We start from the raw sequence: 14,843 nt of genomic DNA on the forward strand, positions 1-14,843 counted from the left end.
AAGCCACCTGTGGCCCTCCTTAGCGGCGATTTTTGAAAAAACCGCGCAGTAATTGGGCACATTCGCGCGCATTTATTCCCTCGTAGACCTCGGGCTTGTGGTGGCACTGTGCATGGTCAAACACCCGCGCGCCCTGCTCTACCCCACCAGATTTTGGATCAGATGCCCCGTAATACAGGCGCGCAACACGTGCATGGGCAATGGCCGCCGCACACATGGGGCACGGCTCTAGGGTTACATAGAGGTCAGCGCCGGTGATACGCTCTACGCCTAAATGCGAACAGGCCGCACGAATGGCCAGAATTTCTGCGTGTGCTGTTGGGTCATTTAGCTCGCGCGTGCGATTGCTGGCCGTCGCGATCACCTGACCCTCCAGCGTGATCACCGCGCCTACAGGCACCTCGCCGCGTGCACCAGCGGCACGGGCCTGTTCTATTGCAAGGGGCATAAATGTCTTAAAATCGCTCATTTCTCTTGAATACGCGAAATTACGGCCCTTGCAAGCCCTGCCCAGATCACCCATAGGGGGGATATGTCAAATGAACCTGAACGCATTGCAAAATTTCTGGCCCGCGCGGGCGTAGCCTCTCGTCGCGAAGTCGAGCGTATGATCGCCGCTGGGCGTATCCACCTAAACGGCGAGGTACTGACCACCCCTGCGGTCAAGGTGACCGACGCCGACAAGATAGACGTGGATAAGAAGCCTGCACCGGTCAAACAGCAGGCGCGGTTTTGGCGCTATTACAAGCCCGTGGGCTTGGTCACCACCGAGCGTGATGAAAAGGGCCGCAAGACCATTTTTGAAGACCTGCCCGAGGATATGCCGCGGGTGATGTCTGTGGGGCGCTTGGATATCAATTCCGAGGGTTTGCTATTGCTGACCAATGATGGTGAGCTGAAGCGAAAATTAGAGCTACCCTCTACGGGGTGGTTACGCAAATATCGTGTGCGGGTGAACGGCAATCCGACGGATGAAATGCTTGAGCCCCTGCGCCGGGGTGCGGTAATTGACCGCGAGGCATTTAAGCCCATGCAAATTACACTGGATCGCCAGCAGGGGTCAAATGCATGGCTAACGGTGGGCCTGCGCGAGGGGAAATATCGTGAAATTCGCCGCGCGATGGATTTTGTGGGCCTGCGGGTTAACCGCCTGATCCGTGTATCCTACGGGCCATTTCAACTAGAGGATTTGACCCCCAGCCAAGCGGTGGAGATCCGCGCGAAAACACTGCGTGATCAGCTGGGCATTGATACGGTTACCCCGCATAAACCCGAGGAAACCACAGAGAGACCCGCCAGGGCGAATTTCAAAAAGACGCCGCGCCCAAATGCTGGGCGGCCTAACTCTGGGCGGACTAATACTACAAAGCCCAATTCTGGGCGACCAAATGCAGGGCGGCCAAAGCGGCGCTAAGGCTCGGTAGCGACCTAAGGATCGATGATTTTTAACTCGCCCGCCATTTGGCGACCATCGCGCCCGTCGATCAATTCGTATTCAATCGGCATCTCATCCACTAATTGAACAATTCCTGCCGCTTGTAGTGCTGAAATATGTACAAAAATATCGGCCCCACCGCCCTCGGGCTGGATGAATCCATAGCCCTTATCTGCGTTGAACCACTTCACCTTACCCTTTGCCATGTTCGTGTCCTTCGTCATTGGTATTTCACAACGAAACCAGAAGCGGTGGGAACAAATTGATCGAATGCCCAGCCCCGCTGATTCGTCTACTTTGTTATTTCAGTGTAATATGAAACCCGAATTTCAGCAATTTTCCCAGAAAACCCGTTGCGCGAAACGGCCTGTCTGCGTATTTGAAAGAGAGTATTTTTAAACCAAGAGGCGAAAATGGCTGATTTACTTACCTTTGAAAACCTAGGAAATTTAGCAGTATTGTTTTTCCTACAAGCCGTTCTCGGCTTTGATAACCTGTTGTATATTTCGATTGAATCGCAACGTGCACCGGCACACCTGCAACAGAAAGTGCGCTTTTGGGGCATTATTATCGCTGTGGCCCTGCGCGTGGTTCTGTTGTTTGTCATGATCAAACTGATCGATGCGCTGAAGGAACCGTTTCACATCTTTGAATGGACAGGTGTTCTGGAGGGCGGGATAAATTTTGCCACCGTGATCTTTATCATTGGGGGTGTTTTCATCATGTACACCGCCTTTAAGGAAATCGCACATATGCTGTCGATAGAGGATCTTGCCCATAACACAGGGGCTAAATCAGGAAAATCTGCGATGCAGGTTATCGTATTGATTGTAACAATGAACTTGATTTTCAGCTTTGATTCAATTCTGTCTGCATTGGCAATTACCGATGTGTTCCCGGTCTTGGCCATTGCGATCCTAGCCTCTGGTGCGGCCATGTTGATATTGGCAGATGGCGTAACCGAGTTCCTAAAGAAGAACCGCATGTACGAAGTTTTGGGTCTGTTCATCCTGTTAATCGTTGGTGTGGTTTTATTGGGCGAGGCTGGTCCTGCGGCGGCTCATGCCATGCATAATGACGCCCTACAAATTCGCATCTTTGGGCACGAGTTGCTGCCCATGTCTAAAACCACCTTCTACTTCTCGGTGATCGTATTGGTTGTCGTGGAAATCGTGCAAACGGGTTATCAAAAAAAGCTGGCGCATGAGCGAAAAACCCAGCAAAACCATGGCTCTTAAACAAGCGTAGATTTGCACAGTTGCAAAAAACCTAAAACCCCCGTCTAGTAACGGGGGTTTTTCGCTATATATTAAGAGACGAACACTGGTCCTGCGGGGAAGAATGAAAGCATCGACGTTAAATTGGCTATCCTATGCGGTCTTACTTGCGATCGTGATCACTGTATCAATGAATACATTGGGGACGGGATAGATGGCCCGCGAATTTGGAGGCAAGCACAGCCCCGATGGTGCACCCAATAATGCCCGCCCAACCCCGATAAACAAGTTTCGCGGCAAGAAGGCCCATAATTCCTATATCCGCGTGAAAATGCTGTTCTTTGCGCCCCTGCCTATGCTGTTTGCCGCTATTGGCGAGCTGCGCGCAGGCCAGATAAATGGGATGTTGGCAGAGCTAGGCGCCTTTGCCACACTCATTCTTTCTGCGTGGTTGTTGCGCGATGGTATCCGCGCCAGCGAAGCCTATGATGCGCGCAAAGTGGCACGCAAGCCCGCCATTCCGCGCAAACTGTTCGCCGCCATCCTTGCTGGCATTGGCATTGGTATTGCTGCGTTTGCCGGCTGGGAAATTGGGGCGATACAATCTATTGCATTGGCCCTGTTAACCGGCGGCTTACATATGGCCAGTTTCGGATTAGATCCCCTGAAATCCAAGGGCCTAGAGGGCCAGAGCGCCTTTGAAGCCGAACGTGTGGCCAAGGCCGTGGCCAAAGCCGAGGCCATATTGACCGAGATGCTGATCGCCTCCAAGCGGTTTCGCGACCGTGCCTTAGAGGGCCGCGTTGAAACATTGGCCAGCGAAATTCGCGACATGTTCCGCGCCATCGAGGAAGACCCGCGCGATCTAACCGCTGCGCGAAAATTCTTGGGCGTGTATCTAAAGGGCGCGCGCGACGCGACCCTGAAATTTGCCGAGATCTACAGCAAACAGCGCAGCACCGATGCGCGTAACGATTACGAAACCCTGCTGGTTGATTTAGAAACCAGCTTTGCCAATCAAAAGCAACAGATGCTTTTGGACAATAGAACCGACCTGAACGTAGAAATCGAAGTTCTGCGCGACCGGCTGAAACAAGAGGGCCTGCGGGCCGCAGAATAAGGAACCTGCCATGAGTGAAGATATTCGCAAGAAAGCCGAGACAACCCTAAAAGAGGTCGAGGCGGTCACCGCAGCGATCCTGCCAGAACCCAAGGGCGAGCTGATTGTAATCGAAGAAGCAAAACCCAACATGCAAAAAGCAATCAACGCCCGCATGAAGGAAATCGACCTGGCCAACACCCAGTCTATCATCGAGTTCGGATCCAAATCCCAACAAGAGCTGCAAGCCATTTCCCAAGAGATGCTGGCAGGTGTGCGCAACAAGGATGTGGGCCCCGCTGGCGAAAGCCTGCGCAATATGGTCAGCTCAATCCGCGGCTTTTCTGTGGATGAATTGAACCCCAACCGCAAGCTTAGCTGGTGGGAGCGCCTGATTGGACGTGCCGCCCCGATGGCTAAATTCATGGCAAAATTTGAAACCGTTCAGGGCCAGATTGACAACATCACCGATGAATTGCTGGATCACGAGCATGTATTGCTGAAAGATATCAAGTCCCTCGACAAGCTTTACGGCAAAACATTGGCTTTCTATGACGAGCTGGCATTGTACATCGCCGCTGGCGAGAAGAAGATCGCAGAACTAGATGCCAAGACCATCCCCGCCAAGGAGCGCCAGGTAGAAAAGGCCAGCAAGGATAAAGGCGTGGTCATGGCGCAGGAATTGCGCGATCTACGCGCCGCGCGTGACGATCTGGAACGCCGGGTTCATGATCTAAAACTGACACGTCAGGTCACCATGCAATCCCTGCCGTCAATCCGCTTGGTTCAGGAAAACGATAAATCACTGGTGACCAAAATCAATTCTACCCTAGTGAACACCGTACCCCTATGGGAAACACAGTTAGCACAGGCCGTAACCATCCACCGTTCGTCAGAAGCCGCCAAGGTGGTCAAGGATGCCACAGACCTGACCAATGATTTGCTGGAAAGCAATGCCGCCAACCTAAAAGAAGCAAACAAAGCCGTGCGCGAGCAAATGGAGCGCGGTGTGTTTGATATGGACAGCATCCGCAAGGCCAACCAATACCTGCTGGATACCATCGAGGAAAGCCTAAGCATTGCAGATGAAGGCAAGGCGCGCCGCGCCGCCGCCGAAACCGAACTAGAAGGTCTGGAAGACAAGCTAAAAGAGGCCCTAAAAGCCGCCAAAGCAAAAGGCACCGGCACCGGCGACACCATCGGCACCGCCACAGGCGAATAACCCCAAAGAAAGGCACAAACACATGGGCATTTTAGATTTCTTATTGGGTGAGTTGATTGATGTCATCCACCACACGGATGATACCAACGACACTATGGTCTGGCGTTTTGAGCGCGAAGGCCATGAGATCAAATACGGAGCCAAGCTGACCGTGCGCGAAGGTCAGGCTGCGGTTTTCGTGCACGAGGGGCAAATTGCCGATGTGTTTTCGCCGGGGTTGTACATGTTGGAAACCAACAACATGCCCATCCTGACCAGCCTGAACTATTGGGACCACGGATTCAAAAGCCCGTTTAAATCCGAGATTTACTATGTAAACACCACCCGCTTTCAGGATTTGAAATGGGGCACCAAAAACCCGATCATGTGCCGTGATCCTGAATTTGGCCCCGTGCGCATTCGCGCCTTTGGAACCTATTCTGTACGTATCTCTGATCCTGCCAAATTCCTAAGCGAGATTGTGGGTACAGATGGGGAAACCACGACCGACGAGATATCCTATCAAATCCGCAATGTAATCGTATCCAGCTTCTCAGCCGCTATCGCCAGCTGTGGCATTCCTGTGCTGGATATGGCCGCCAATGCCCCTGAATTGGGCAAGCTCTTGGCCACACGCATCGCCCCTGATCTGGCGGAATACGGTATCGAATTGCCCAGCCTGTTTATTGAAAACATATCCCTACCACCAGCGGTCGAGGCGGCATTGGACAAGCGCACATCCATCGGCATCGTGGGCGATCTATCAACCTATACCAATTTTTCTGCCGCCGAGAGCATGACAACAGCCGCAGCCAACCCTGCGGGCGGGGGCGGCATGGGGGCTGGCCTTGGGGCGGGCATGGGCATGGCCATGGCGGATCGTATGATGCGCGGCGGTTCTGTGGCACCCGCACCGCAAATGCCACCACCACCCCCCGTGGTAGACAAGGTCTGGCACGTGGCCAAGGACGGCGCATCATCGGGGCCGTTTTCGCGCGCCGAATTGGGCCGTATGGCCGCCAGCGGCGAGTTATCCCGCGACAGCTATGTTTGGAGCGCGGGCCAAGATGGCTGGAAAACCGCTGATGAGGTGATCGAACTGGCGCAGCTATTTTCCATCATGCCACCGCCAGTACCAACGGCCAAGTAGGCCAGAAACAGAGGTGATATGACCAGACGTACAGCGCTTAAATGGCTACATTGGCTCGCTGGGGCTTTCATTTTGTATTTTGTACTGGTTGAGCCAGATGAAAATACCGCCGATCCCGGGGGGGCATTATCTACACATGCAGGTGTAGGGATGTTGTTGGGTGTTGTGACGTTTATCTGGTTTGTCTCTTATATGAAAAACGGCCCTGTGGGGCGTGCTGGCCCTAAATTGCCCGCATGGGCAAAGCAGGTGCATTTTTGGATGCACCGTGTTCTTTACATCGCCCTTCCTATTATGGTTCTTTCTGGCGCATTAACTGGTATGATGGCCCCCTATGCCATTGATGCCTTTGGTGTTGTGCCGCTGAGCCTTGGGATTGATATCCGCTGGTTGCATTCACTGTTGGAAGAGCTGCACGAGCTGGCCTTTGATGGGCTGTTGATTATCATTGTTGTGCATATACTGTTTCATCTGTGGCGCCAGTTTGTGCTGCGCGATAATGCCTTGCGTATCATCCTGCCGATCAAACTACACAAATACCTAAAGTAATCCGGTGACCGAACAAAACGAACAGCAATTTCCCTGCGATTCCTGTGGATCGGCCCAGCGATATGCGCCTGGAACCTTTGGCTTGGTCTGTGACCATTGTGGGGATAACCAGGAAATAGTCCCTAATCATTCATGGCGTGGGCAGGCGATGCGTGAACTAGACCTTCGCGCAACCCTGCGCGATGGGCTGGGCGAATATCAAACGACAGAAGTGCAGACCTATGGCTGTAAAAACTGCGGTGCTTCGGTGGAATTTGATCCCCATACTCATGCTGCGGAATGTCCATTTTGCGCCACCCCAGTGGTCGGTGAAACCGCCCCCCAAAGCCAGATAAAACCCCAAGGTTTACTGCCCTTTGGTATCAGTGAAGAGGTCGCGCACAAGAGCATGAATAATTGGTTGGGGGGCCTATGGTTCGCTCCAAATGGCTTAAACGAGTATGCTCGCAAGGGCCGTAGGTTAGATGGGATTTATGTGCCCTATTGGACTTATGACGCGGATACCGCAACTGGCTATACTGGCCAGCGTGGCACGGTCTATTATGTAACCGAATCCTACACAAGGCGCGTTGATGGCCGTATCACCACGGGCACGCGTCGCGTGCAAAAGATCCGCTGGGATACCGTACGCGGGCGCGTTACGCGCTTTTTCGATGATGTGTTGGTCTTGGCATCGAAGAGCCTGCCCAAGAAATTCACCGATGGATTGGAACCATGGGATTTAGGCGCATTAGAGCCGTATCAGCCCGAATACCTCGCTGGTTTTCGCGCCGAGAGCTATACTGTTAGCCTAGAGGATGGTTACCGCGAGGCGCAGGTGATTATGGATCGGACGGTCACCAGAGATATAAAATTCGACATTGGGGGCGACCGTCAGAAAATCTTGTCTGCAAACACCGAATATAAATCCACAAGCTTTAAACATGTTTTACTGCCGGTTTGGATGGCGGCCTATAAATACCGCGGCAAGAGCTATCGTTTTGTGATCAATGGGCGCACGGGGCGCATTCAGGGCCAGCGCCCCTACTCTATTTGGAAGATCACCTTTGCGGTTTTGGTGTTTTCCATAGTGGCTGTAGGGTCTGGGTATCTAATTGCGCTGGCACAAAACAGCGGCCATATATAAATCTTAACCAACTAGGTATTCGATGTTTCCATTTCGCGATCATAATCCATCCCGTCGGCCCGCCTATGTGACATGGGCCTTAATGGCTGTAAATATTTTGGTGTTTCTAACCTATGTGCCAATTTTAGATCAACCACGCGAATTGGGAGCCTTTTTCGCAACATGGGCCTTGGTTCCCGCCGAATTCAGCGCAGGTATCGATTACCATACTGTGCTTACCTCTATGTTTCTGCACGGCGGCCTGATGCATATCGCGGGCAATATGCTGTTCCTGTGGATATTTGGCGACAATGTCGAAGATGCCATGGGGCATATCACATTTTTAATTTTCTATCTGCTAGCGGGTTTTGGGGCTGCGATGGCGCAGGTGCTGGTGGGGCCGCATTCGCCGGTTCCCATGGTTGGGGCGTCTGGGGCTATTGCAGGCGTCATGGGGGCCTATCTGTTGCTATACCCACGCGCCAAGGTGGATGTGCTGATCATCTTTGTTGTGTTTTTCAAGGTCTTTACCTTACCGGCCTATGTGGTGTTGGCGGTTTGGATGGGCATGCAGTTTTTTGGCGAATTGTCTGGCGGGGCGGGCATTGCCTATTGGGCGCACATCGGGGGCTTTATGGCCGGTGGGGTGCTGGCCATACCGGTGTTCTTACGTCTGGGGGGCGCACGGTTTTGGAAGGATGCGGATTACCACCCGCCCCACAAGCCCACATTTGAAAGCCGCACAACCAATATTCCCATAATCAAGCGCCGCCGCTAAGGAATTATTGCCAGAACTTGAGTACAGGTCTGTACCTTTGCGAATTCACCATCAAGGTTGGCCAAGGACATGGAATGTACCGCCTCTGCGCTGTGGCTGATACCATCGGGGCCTATAATGCCAAAGGCCCAGACCGCATCCGAGACGTAATAGGCATCATAGCCCATATTACCTGCCATGCGCGTGGTGGTTTCCACACAATGATTGGCCGTCGCCCCGCAAATTACCAGCGCAGGATCACCCAACGTCGCCAACTCATCCGCAAGATTGGTATCCACAAAGGCGGAATTCTGTTCTTTAACGATCACTGTTTCGCCTACCTTTGGCGTGGCAAATTCCTGAACCGCTACCCCAGAAGCACTGGGATGAAACGGCGAGTTTTCGTGCAATGAATGGTGGTGAACATGAATAATCGGCAGCTCGCGCATACGAAAATGCGCCAACAGATGGGCGATATTCACCTCTGCCTCGGGGCAGGAACGCCCATCTCCGGCCTCGGCCCGATCCGCAAAACCCTGCTGTACGTCAATAACGATTAGCGCGAAATCAGCCATTCAAGCACCATTTCATCACGGCCTTTTGCGCATGCAGCCGGTTTTCAGCCTCGTCAAAGACAACCGATTGCGGGCCATCCATCACCTCGGATGTTACCTCTTCTTCGCGGTGCGCGGGCAGGCAATGCATGAACAGCGCCTGCTCGCCCGCTGCCTTCATCAGCTGTGCGTTCACCTGATATGGGCGCAACTGATTGTGACGTGCGGCGCGTGCGCTGGTGGCATCATGCATCGACATCCACGTATCTGCCACGATCAGATCGGCGCCCTCTACAGCCCGCGTGGCATCTGGCTCTATTTCGACCTTGGATCCCATATCGCGGGCGTATTTGATAAACTCTGCCTCTGGGCGCAGGGTCTCTGGCCCAGAGAAGGTCATATCAAATCCAAATTGCCCCGCCGCATGCAGAAACGAGGCGCAGACATTGTTGCCATCGCCCATCCAAACCACCTTTTTGCCTTTGATCGAGCCCTTCTTTTCCTCGAAGGTCAGCAAATCGGCCATGATCTGGCAGGGGTGGGTGCGATCGGTTAGGCCGTTGATCACCGGCACATCCGCATATTCTGCCATTTCCAGCAGGGTGCTTTCATCAAATGTGCGGATCATAATCATATCCACATAGCGTGACAGTACGCGCGCAGTATCGGCAATGCTCTCGCCGTGGCCTAACTGCATATCATTGCCAGATAGCACCATGCTCTGGCCACCCATCTGGCGCACGCCCATATCAAAAGAGACCCGGGTTCGCGTGGATGGTTTTTCAAAAATCAGCGCAACCATGTGCCCATCAAGGGGGCGCTCTGCATCCAGCGTGCCCTTGGGCAGGCCTGCGCGGGCGGCCTTGGTTTTATGGGCCTGTTTTAGCATGGCCCGAAGATCATCTGCAGGTGTTTTGTGAATATCTAGAAAATGGTTCATAACTTTGCCTCGATCAATTGGGCGGTTTTTTCCAGACACGCCAGCGCCTGTTTGATTTCATCGGAGGTAATATTCAACGCAGGCAACAGGCGGATCACATTCCCCCCCCCCGGCACGGTAAGCAACGAGGCCTCGTAGCCCGCATTCACCACATCCATATTGGGCACGACGCATTCGACACCCAGCATCAAGCCAACACCGCGCACAGATTTAAAGACATCCGGATGGCTGGCCACCAGCCCCTCTAGCCCTTGGCGCATTTCGCCGGCGCGCGCGGTGACCTCTTGTAGGAACGCAGGCGTATTAACCACATCCAGAACAGCCGATCCCACGGCTGTGGCCAGCGGATTGCCGCCATATGTAGAACCATGGGTACCTGCCACCATGCCCGATGCGGCGCGCTCTGTGGCCAAACAGGCCCCCAAGGGGAACCCGCCACCGATCCCTTTGGCTACGGCCATGATATCTGGTGTGATCCCTGCCCATTCATGGGCAAATAATTTACCGCTGCGCCCCATGCCACACTGGATTTCATCCAATATCAGTAGAATACCCTGCGCATCGCACAATTCACGCAGACCTCGCAGGAAGGCATCCTCGGCGGGCACAATGCCGCCCTCGCCCTGCACGGGTTCTACGATAATCGCCGCGGTGGTTTCATCCACCGCCGCCTCTACTGCATCTAAATCAGCGAAATCAACATGGGTGAACCCCGGCAATAGCGGCCCAAATCCCGCGGTCAGCTTTTCTGCACCAGCGGCAGAAATCATCCCCAGTGAGCGCCCATGAAATGCCCCGTTGAAGGCGATCATATTCACGCGCTCTGGCGCGCCGTTTTCATGATGAAACTTGCGCGCCATTTTCACAGCGCATTCCATGCTCTCGGTGCCAGAATTGGTAAAAAATACCGTATCCGCAAAGGTGGCATCCACCAAGCGATCCGCCAGCGCGGTTTGGTTGGGCACATTGTAGAGGTTCGAGGTATGCCACAGGGTATCCGCCTGAGATTTCAACGCATCTGCCAGAACTGGATTGGCATGGCCCAGAATATTCACGGCAATCCCTGCCCCCATATCCAAATAACGTCGGTTGTCGCTATCCATCAGCCAGCTGCCTTCGCCTTTGACGAAGGATAGCGGTGCACGGGCATAGGTCGGCAACACAGAAGAAATCACGGGAATACTCCATTTATTAAATTAGAAGCGCAGTCTTTGACCCATCTTTGACGCTAAGTCAATTCTTGCTTGTGTGTGGGCGTATTTGTCGCCAATCTGTGGCCAAAGGACCCCCGATGAACAAAACCACAGAAACCCTTCTGCCAGCTGGACTGATCTTGCTGGCCTCTGCCTTTGTGGCGGGGACAACGCTCTTGGCCAAATCCATTGGCCAAGGACACCTTGGCCCTGCCCTGCCCCCCCTGATGATCAGCTTTGGGCGGTTTCTGTTTGCCTTCTTAATTCTGCTATGTGCGGCCGCCGTCCTGCGGCCCAAAATCAGCAACCCCAATCTGAAGCTCCATCTGGCGCGCTGTTGCTCTGGCTGGGCGGGGGTCAGCCTGATGTTTGCCGCCGCCGCCATGATCCCACTGTCTGATGCCACGGCAATCAGCTTTTTAAACCCTGTGTTTGCCATGCTGTTTGCCATCCCGTTCTTGGGTGAACGGGTCGGTAAATTCCGCTGGCTGGCGGCAACAATCACCATTTTTGGGGCAATCGTTCTATTGCGCCCCAGTTCCGCCAGCCTGCAGGTGGGAGGCCTTGTGGCATTGGGGGCAGCATTTATTCTGGGGATAGAGTTGATTATTATCAAAACCCTTACCCGCGCCGAGCGGCCCCTGCAGATTTTAATCCTAAACAATGGTATCAGCCTATGTATATCGGGATGTGTGGCCATGCTGATCTGGCAAGCGCCAACCACCCCGCAATGGTTGGGTTTGGCGGGTATCGGCGCGTTGATGCTTTGCGCACAGGTATGCTATGTGAATGCCATGCGCATGGGCGAGGTCAGCTTTGTAGCGCCCTTTGCCTATTCCACCCTGATATTCGCCGCCCTCTATGACTATCTGTTTTTCAATCAAATCCCCGACCGCATCAGCCTAATTGGCGCCGCGATAATACTATCGGGGGCATTGCTACTAGCCGAGCGCGAAGCACGTGCAGCCAAGCGCGCAAAGTTGATGTAAAAAATCACACCACACTCAAAAACCGCTGGTCACATATACACGGATAGTTTATTAAGTTGGCCTAGCCAAAGAACTGGCAATAATCGGAGAAATACATGGCCTGGACAGATGATCGCGTAGAAGTCTTGAAAAAGATGTGGGGCGAGGGCAAATCAGCCAGTCAAATCGCCAAGGAATTGGGCGGGGTTACCCGCAACGCTGTCATCGGCAAGGTTCACCGCCTTGGCCTGTCTAACCGCGCGACAACAACCACCGCAAAACCTGCCCCGAAAAAGGAACCCGCCAAGGCCAAGCCCAAATCGGCGCCCCAAGATACCGCACCAAAGGCCAGCGAGACCCGCGTGACCATGCCAAAAGCCACCAATATCCCTCCGCGCAAACCAATCATAAAGGCTGGTCAACCCCTACCGCCACAGCCCTCAGCCAATGAGGTAAGCAAGGAGGCGCTGGCCAAGGTTGCAAAGGTCGAGAAAAAAGCCAAGAAGCTGCGCCTGATGGAACTAACCGAGAAGACCTGCAAGTGGCCCGTGGGGGATCCCGCAACCGAAGATTTCTGGTTCTGTGGCCTGTCTGTGGAAACCGGTAAACCCTATTGCGAGGCCCATAACGCCGTGGCCTTTCAGCCGATGTCGGCGCGCCGCGACCGCCGTAGATAAAAGTGGCCGCGCGGCATGTCCCCGCGCGGGCCAACATTTTAATGTGAATAGACAAATGACCTTAATATCGCCAAGTTTATGTTTTATAATTAGTTTTTGATAGAGACTATCAGATGCCTTCATGCCTCGTTATCGCCTTTGCGATACCATGGCCGCCACACAAAACCCGATCCACCCCGTGGCACGAATTAGGCACAAGAAGGGAAAATATGATAAAGTATACCCTGAAATGTGAAAACGGGCACCAATTCGACAGCTGGTTTGATGGCTTGTCTGCCTATGAGCGCCTAGAGCGTGCAAAACTGTTGGGTTGCACCGTCTGCGGTAGCACTGGTGTTACGCGTGCCATCATGGCGCCTCAGGTATCCCCCGCTCGATCCAAGGCCGAAGCCCCCCTTACCGCCCCTGCCTCGCCCGAGGAAGAGATGATTTCAAAGATGCGTAAAACCGTTGAGGAAAACTCCGAGAACGTGGGCAGTAAATTCGCCGCCGAGGCACGCAAGATCCACGAAGGCACCGCCCCTGAACGGGCCATTCATGGCGAGGCCAAACTGGACGACGCCAAGAAGCTGATCAAGGACGGCATTCCCGTCCTGCCATTGCCATGGGCCAATAAGAAAACCAACTAGTGCCTGCGGCGCACCAATGCTCGGCCTCTGTGGCTCTTACCCATTTCCTACGCGCAGATGGCCTTGCTCTTTGCCCATAGTTTCTGTAACCCCAAGCTGGTAAGAAAACAGGAATTTTAGGCGTATGTCTCGGATAGTAATGAAATTTGGCGGCACATCAGTTGCTGATCTGGATAAGATCGCCAATGCCGCAAACAAAGTTGCCCAAGAAGTAGAAAATGGAAACCAAGTGGTGGTGATCGTTTCTGCTATGTCTGGCAAAACCAACGAATTGGTCGGCTGGGTGCGTGAGACAAAACCCGATTACGATCAGGCAGAATATGATGCGGTGGTCTCGTCTGGCGAAAATGTCACCTCTGGGTTGATGGCATTGCGCCTTCAGCAAATGGGCATCAAGGCGCGCTCTTGGCAGGGCTGGCAGGTGCCAGTGAAATGCACAGGCCATCACGAGGCTGCGCGCATTGATGATATCCCCCCCGAGAACATGAATGCCGCATTTGACGCCGGTTATGCGGTGAATGTTGTTGCTGGGTTTCAGGGGGTGATGGATGACAATCGCATCGCCACATTGGGGCGCGGTGGTTCCGATACCACCGCCGTGGCCTTTGCCGCGGCGCTAAAGGCGGATCGCTGTGATATCTATACCGATGTTGATGGCATCTATACCACCGATCCGCGCATCGTGCCAAACGCGCGCAAGCTGCATAGAATTTCCTACGAAGAGATGCTGGAATTGGCATCACAAGGGGCCAAGGTCTTGCAAACCCGTTCGGTAGAGCTGGCCCGCAGTTACCACGTGCCGTTGCGCGTCTTGTCCAGCTTCGAGGATGACATTTCAGACAAAGTTGGCACCGTTGTGTGCCGGGAAAAGGATATCATGGAAAATATCAAAGCCGTTAAAGGTGTTGCTTATTCACGCGATGAGGCCAAGGTAACCTTGGTCTCTGTTGCGGATCGACCAGGTGTTGCCGCCGCAATTTTTGGCCCACTAGCCGATGCAGGTGTAAACGTGGATATGATCGTTCAGAATATTTCCGAAGAGGGGCGTACCGATATGACGTTCTCTTGCCCTGTTGATCAGGTTCTGCGCGCAGAAAAGGCCCTAAAGGCCGCCCATGAGGCAGACGACATAAACTACAAAGAAATCATCGTAGATGATATCGTGGCCAAGGTCACCATTGTCGGGAACGGCATGCGCAGCCACGCCGGCGTTGCATCCAAAATGTTCAAGGTTCTGGCCGATGAAGGGGTGAACATCCGTGTCATCACCACCTCAGAGATCAAAGTTTCTGTTCTGGTGGATAGAAAATATATGGAATTGGCTGTTCGTGCGTTGCATGATGCGTTTGAATTGGAAACAGCATAGAGC

General features: G+C 53.5%; 17 protein-coding genes. 12 read left to right on the plus strand and 5 right to left on the minus strand.

Annotation, left to right across the window (positions count from 1 at the left end; all coding sequences use genetic code 11):
- Positions 1-19 precede the first annotated feature (19 nt).
- A complete protein-coding gene (locus tag QQL62_RS05930; protein WP_284376944.1) occupies positions 20-469 on the minus strand; it encodes a nucleoside deaminase in 450 nt (149 codons plus the stop codon).
- Positions 470-532: 63 nt separating this feature from the next.
- Here QQL62_RS05930 and QQL62_RS05935 point away from each other — a divergent pair, with 63 nt between their 5' ends.
- Positions 533-1,414 (plus strand): pseudouridine synthase, encoded by an 882-nt coding sequence (locus QQL62_RS05935; RefSeq protein WP_284376946.1) that lies wholly within the window; start codon positions 533-535, stop codon positions 1,412-1,414.
- Positions 1,415-1,428: 14 nt separating this feature from the next.
- Here QQL62_RS05935 and QQL62_RS05940 read toward each other — a convergent pair whose 3' ends face one another.
- Positions 1,429-1,641 (minus strand): cold-shock protein, encoded by a 213-nt coding sequence (locus QQL62_RS05940; protein ID WP_284376948.1) that lies wholly within the window; start codon positions 1,639-1,641, stop codon positions 1,429-1,431.
- Positions 1,642-1,848: 207 nt separating this feature from the next.
- Here QQL62_RS05940 and QQL62_RS05945 point away from each other — a divergent pair, with 207 nt between their 5' ends.
- The 7 genes from QQL62_RS05945 to QQL62_RS05975 all read left to right on the plus strand — a co-directional run bounded on the left by QQL62_RS05945 (position 1,849) and on the right by QQL62_RS05975 (position 8,534).
- Positions 1,849-2,673, plus strand: a complete 825-nt coding sequence (locus QQL62_RS05945; protein ID WP_284376950.1) for a TerC family protein — start codon at positions 1,849-1,851, stop codon at positions 2,671-2,673.
- Positions 2,674-2,866: 193 nt separating this feature from the next.
- The gene (locus QQL62_RS05950) at positions 2,867-3,772 is read left to right on the plus strand and encodes a 5-bromo-4-chloroindolyl phosphate hydrolysis family protein (protein WP_284376952.1); all 906 of its coding nucleotides are present in this window, start codon (positions 2,867-2,869) and stop codon (positions 3,770-3,772) included.
- Between the two features lie 10 nt (positions 3,773-3,782).
- Positions 3,783-4,973, plus strand: coding sequence for a toxic anion resistance protein (locus QQL62_RS05955; RefSeq protein ID WP_284376954.1), 1,191 nt, complete (start codon positions 3,783-3,785; stop codon positions 4,971-4,973).
- 22 nt (positions 4,974-4,995) lie between these two features.
- Positions 4,996-6,102 (plus strand): SPFH domain-containing protein, encoded by a 1,107-nt coding sequence (locus QQL62_RS05960; RefSeq protein WP_284376956.1) that lies wholly within the window; start codon positions 4,996-4,998, stop codon positions 6,100-6,102.
- A gap of 18 nt (positions 6,103-6,120) precedes the next feature.
- Positions 6,121-6,651, plus strand: coding sequence for a cytochrome b (locus tag QQL62_RS05965; RefSeq protein ID WP_284376958.1), 531 nt, complete (start codon positions 6,121-6,123; stop codon positions 6,649-6,651).
- Positions 6,652-6,799: 148 nt separating this feature from the next.
- A complete protein-coding gene (locus QQL62_RS05970; RefSeq protein ID WP_284376961.1) occupies positions 6,800-7,777 on the plus strand; it encodes a TFIIB-type zinc ribbon-containing protein in 978 nt (325 codons plus the stop codon).
- Positions 7,778-7,799: 22 nt separating this feature from the next.
- A complete protein-coding gene (locus QQL62_RS05975; protein ID WP_284376963.1) occupies positions 7,800-8,534 on the plus strand; it encodes a rhomboid family intramembrane serine protease in 735 nt (244 codons plus the stop codon).
- Here the strand turns inward: QQL62_RS05975 and QQL62_RS05980 are convergent.
- Genes QQL62_RS05980 through QQL62_RS05990 form a run of 3 tightly spaced genes read right to left on the minus strand, consistent with a single transcriptional unit; the run spans position 8,531 to position 11,182 of the window.
- Positions 8,531-9,088 (minus strand): isochorismatase family protein, encoded by a 558-nt coding sequence (locus QQL62_RS05980; protein ID WP_284376965.1) that lies wholly within the window; start codon positions 9,086-9,088, stop codon positions 8,531-8,533. The genes QQL62_RS05975 and QQL62_RS05980 overlap by 4 nt on opposite strands.
- On the minus strand, positions 9,081-10,007 hold the full coding sequence (argF, locus tag QQL62_RS05985; protein ID WP_284376967.1) for an ornithine carbamoyltransferase: 927 nt from the start codon (positions 10,005-10,007) through the stop codon (positions 9,081-9,083). The genes QQL62_RS05980 and argF overlap by 8 nt, the downstream gene beginning before the upstream one ends.
- Positions 10,004-11,182 carry an aspartate aminotransferase family protein gene (locus QQL62_RS05990; RefSeq protein WP_284376970.1) on the minus strand — a complete coding sequence of 393 codons (1,179 nt, stop codon included), beginning with the start codon at positions 11,180-11,182 and terminating at the stop codon, positions 10,004-10,006. The genes argF and QQL62_RS05990 overlap by 4 nt, the downstream gene beginning before the upstream one ends.
- Positions 11,183-11,298: 116 nt before the next feature.
- Here QQL62_RS05990 and QQL62_RS05995 point away from each other — a divergent pair, with 116 nt between their 5' ends.
- The 4 genes from QQL62_RS05995 (at position 11,299) to QQL62_RS06010 (ending at position 14,840) form a co-directional block, all read left to right on the plus strand.
- On the plus strand, positions 11,299-12,189 hold the full coding sequence (locus tag QQL62_RS05995) for a DMT family transporter (protein ID WP_284376973.1): 891 nt from the start codon (positions 11,299-11,301) through the stop codon (positions 12,187-12,189).
- 95 nt (positions 12,190-12,284) lie between these two features.
- Positions 12,285-12,845, plus strand: a complete 561-nt coding sequence (locus QQL62_RS06000) for a GcrA family cell cycle regulator (protein ID WP_284376974.1) — start codon at positions 12,285-12,287, stop codon at positions 12,843-12,845.
- A gap of 209 nt (positions 12,846-13,054) precedes the next feature.
- A complete protein-coding gene (locus QQL62_RS06005) occupies positions 13,055-13,474 on the plus strand; it encodes a DUF1178 family protein (protein ID WP_284376975.1) in 420 nt (139 codons plus the stop codon).
- A gap of 124 nt (positions 13,475-13,598) precedes the next feature.
- On the plus strand, positions 13,599-14,840 hold the full coding sequence (locus QQL62_RS06010; protein ID WP_284376977.1) for an aspartate kinase: 1,242 nt from the start codon (positions 13,599-13,601) through the stop codon (positions 14,838-14,840).
- Positions 14,841-14,843: the final 3 nt, after the last annotated feature.

The organism is Amylibacter marinus, from assembly GCF_030160015.1.
GTDB classification, from domain to species: Bacteria; Pseudomonadota; Alphaproteobacteria; order Rhodobacterales; family Rhodobacteraceae; genus Amylibacter; species Amylibacter marinus.

What these genes read in the sequence shown, in the direction of transcription:
- QQL62_RS05930 (WP_284376944.1), bottom strand. Translation starts at nt 469, where the DNA reads ATGAGCGATTTTAAGACATTTATGCCCCTTGCAATAGAACAGGCCCGT.
- QQL62_RS05935 (WP_284376946.1), top strand. Translation starts at nt 533, where the DNA reads ATGTCAAATGAACCTGAACGCATTGCAAAATTTCTGGCCCGCGCGGGC.
- QQL62_RS05940 (WP_284376948.1), bottom strand. Translation starts at nt 1,641, where the DNA reads ATGGCAAAGGGTAAGGTGAAGTGGTTCAACGCAGATAAGGGCTATGGA.
- QQL62_RS05945 (WP_284376950.1), top strand. Translation starts at nt 1,849, where the DNA reads ATGGCTGATTTACTTACCTTTGAAAACCTAGGAAATTTAGCAGTATTG.
- QQL62_RS05950 (WP_284376952.1), top strand. Translation starts at nt 2,867, where the DNA reads ATGGCCCGCGAATTTGGAGGCAAGCACAGCCCCGATGGTGCACCCAAT.
- QQL62_RS05955 (WP_284376954.1), top strand. Translation starts at nt 3,783, where the DNA reads ATGAGTGAAGATATTCGCAAGAAAGCCGAGACAACCCTAAAAGAGGTC.
- QQL62_RS05960 (WP_284376956.1), top strand. Translation starts at nt 4,996, where the DNA reads ATGGGCATTTTAGATTTCTTATTGGGTGAGTTGATTGATGTCATCCAC.
- QQL62_RS05965 (WP_284376958.1), top strand. Translation starts at nt 6,121, where the DNA reads ATGACCAGACGTACAGCGCTTAAATGGCTACATTGGCTCGCTGGGGCT.
- QQL62_RS05970 (WP_284376961.1), top strand. Translation starts at nt 6,800, where the DNA reads ATGCGTGAACTAGACCTTCGCGCAACCCTGCGCGATGGGCTGGGCGAA.
- QQL62_RS05975 (WP_284376963.1), top strand. Translation starts at nt 7,800, where the DNA reads ATGTTTCCATTTCGCGATCATAATCCATCCCGTCGGCCCGCCTATGTG.
- QQL62_RS05980 (WP_284376965.1), bottom strand. Translation starts at nt 9,088, where the DNA reads ATGGCTGATTTCGCGCTAATCGTTATTGACGTACAGCAGGGTTTTGCG.
- argF (WP_284376967.1), bottom strand. Translation starts at nt 10,007, where the DNA reads ATGAACCATTTTCTAGATATTCACAAAACACCTGCAGATGATCTTCGG.
- QQL62_RS05995 (WP_284376973.1), top strand. Translation starts at nt 11,299, where the DNA reads ATGAACAAAACCACAGAAACCCTTCTGCCAGCTGGACTGATCTTGCTG.
- QQL62_RS06000 (WP_284376974.1), top strand. Translation starts at nt 12,285, where the DNA reads ATGGCCTGGACAGATGATCGCGTAGAAGTCTTGAAAAAGATGTGGGGC.
- QQL62_RS06005 (WP_284376975.1), top strand. Translation starts at nt 13,055, where the DNA reads ATGATAAAGTATACCCTGAAATGTGAAAACGGGCACCAATTCGACAGC.
- QQL62_RS06010 (WP_284376977.1), top strand. Translation starts at nt 13,599, where the DNA reads ATGTCTCGGATAGTAATGAAATTTGGCGGCACATCAGTTGCTGATCTG.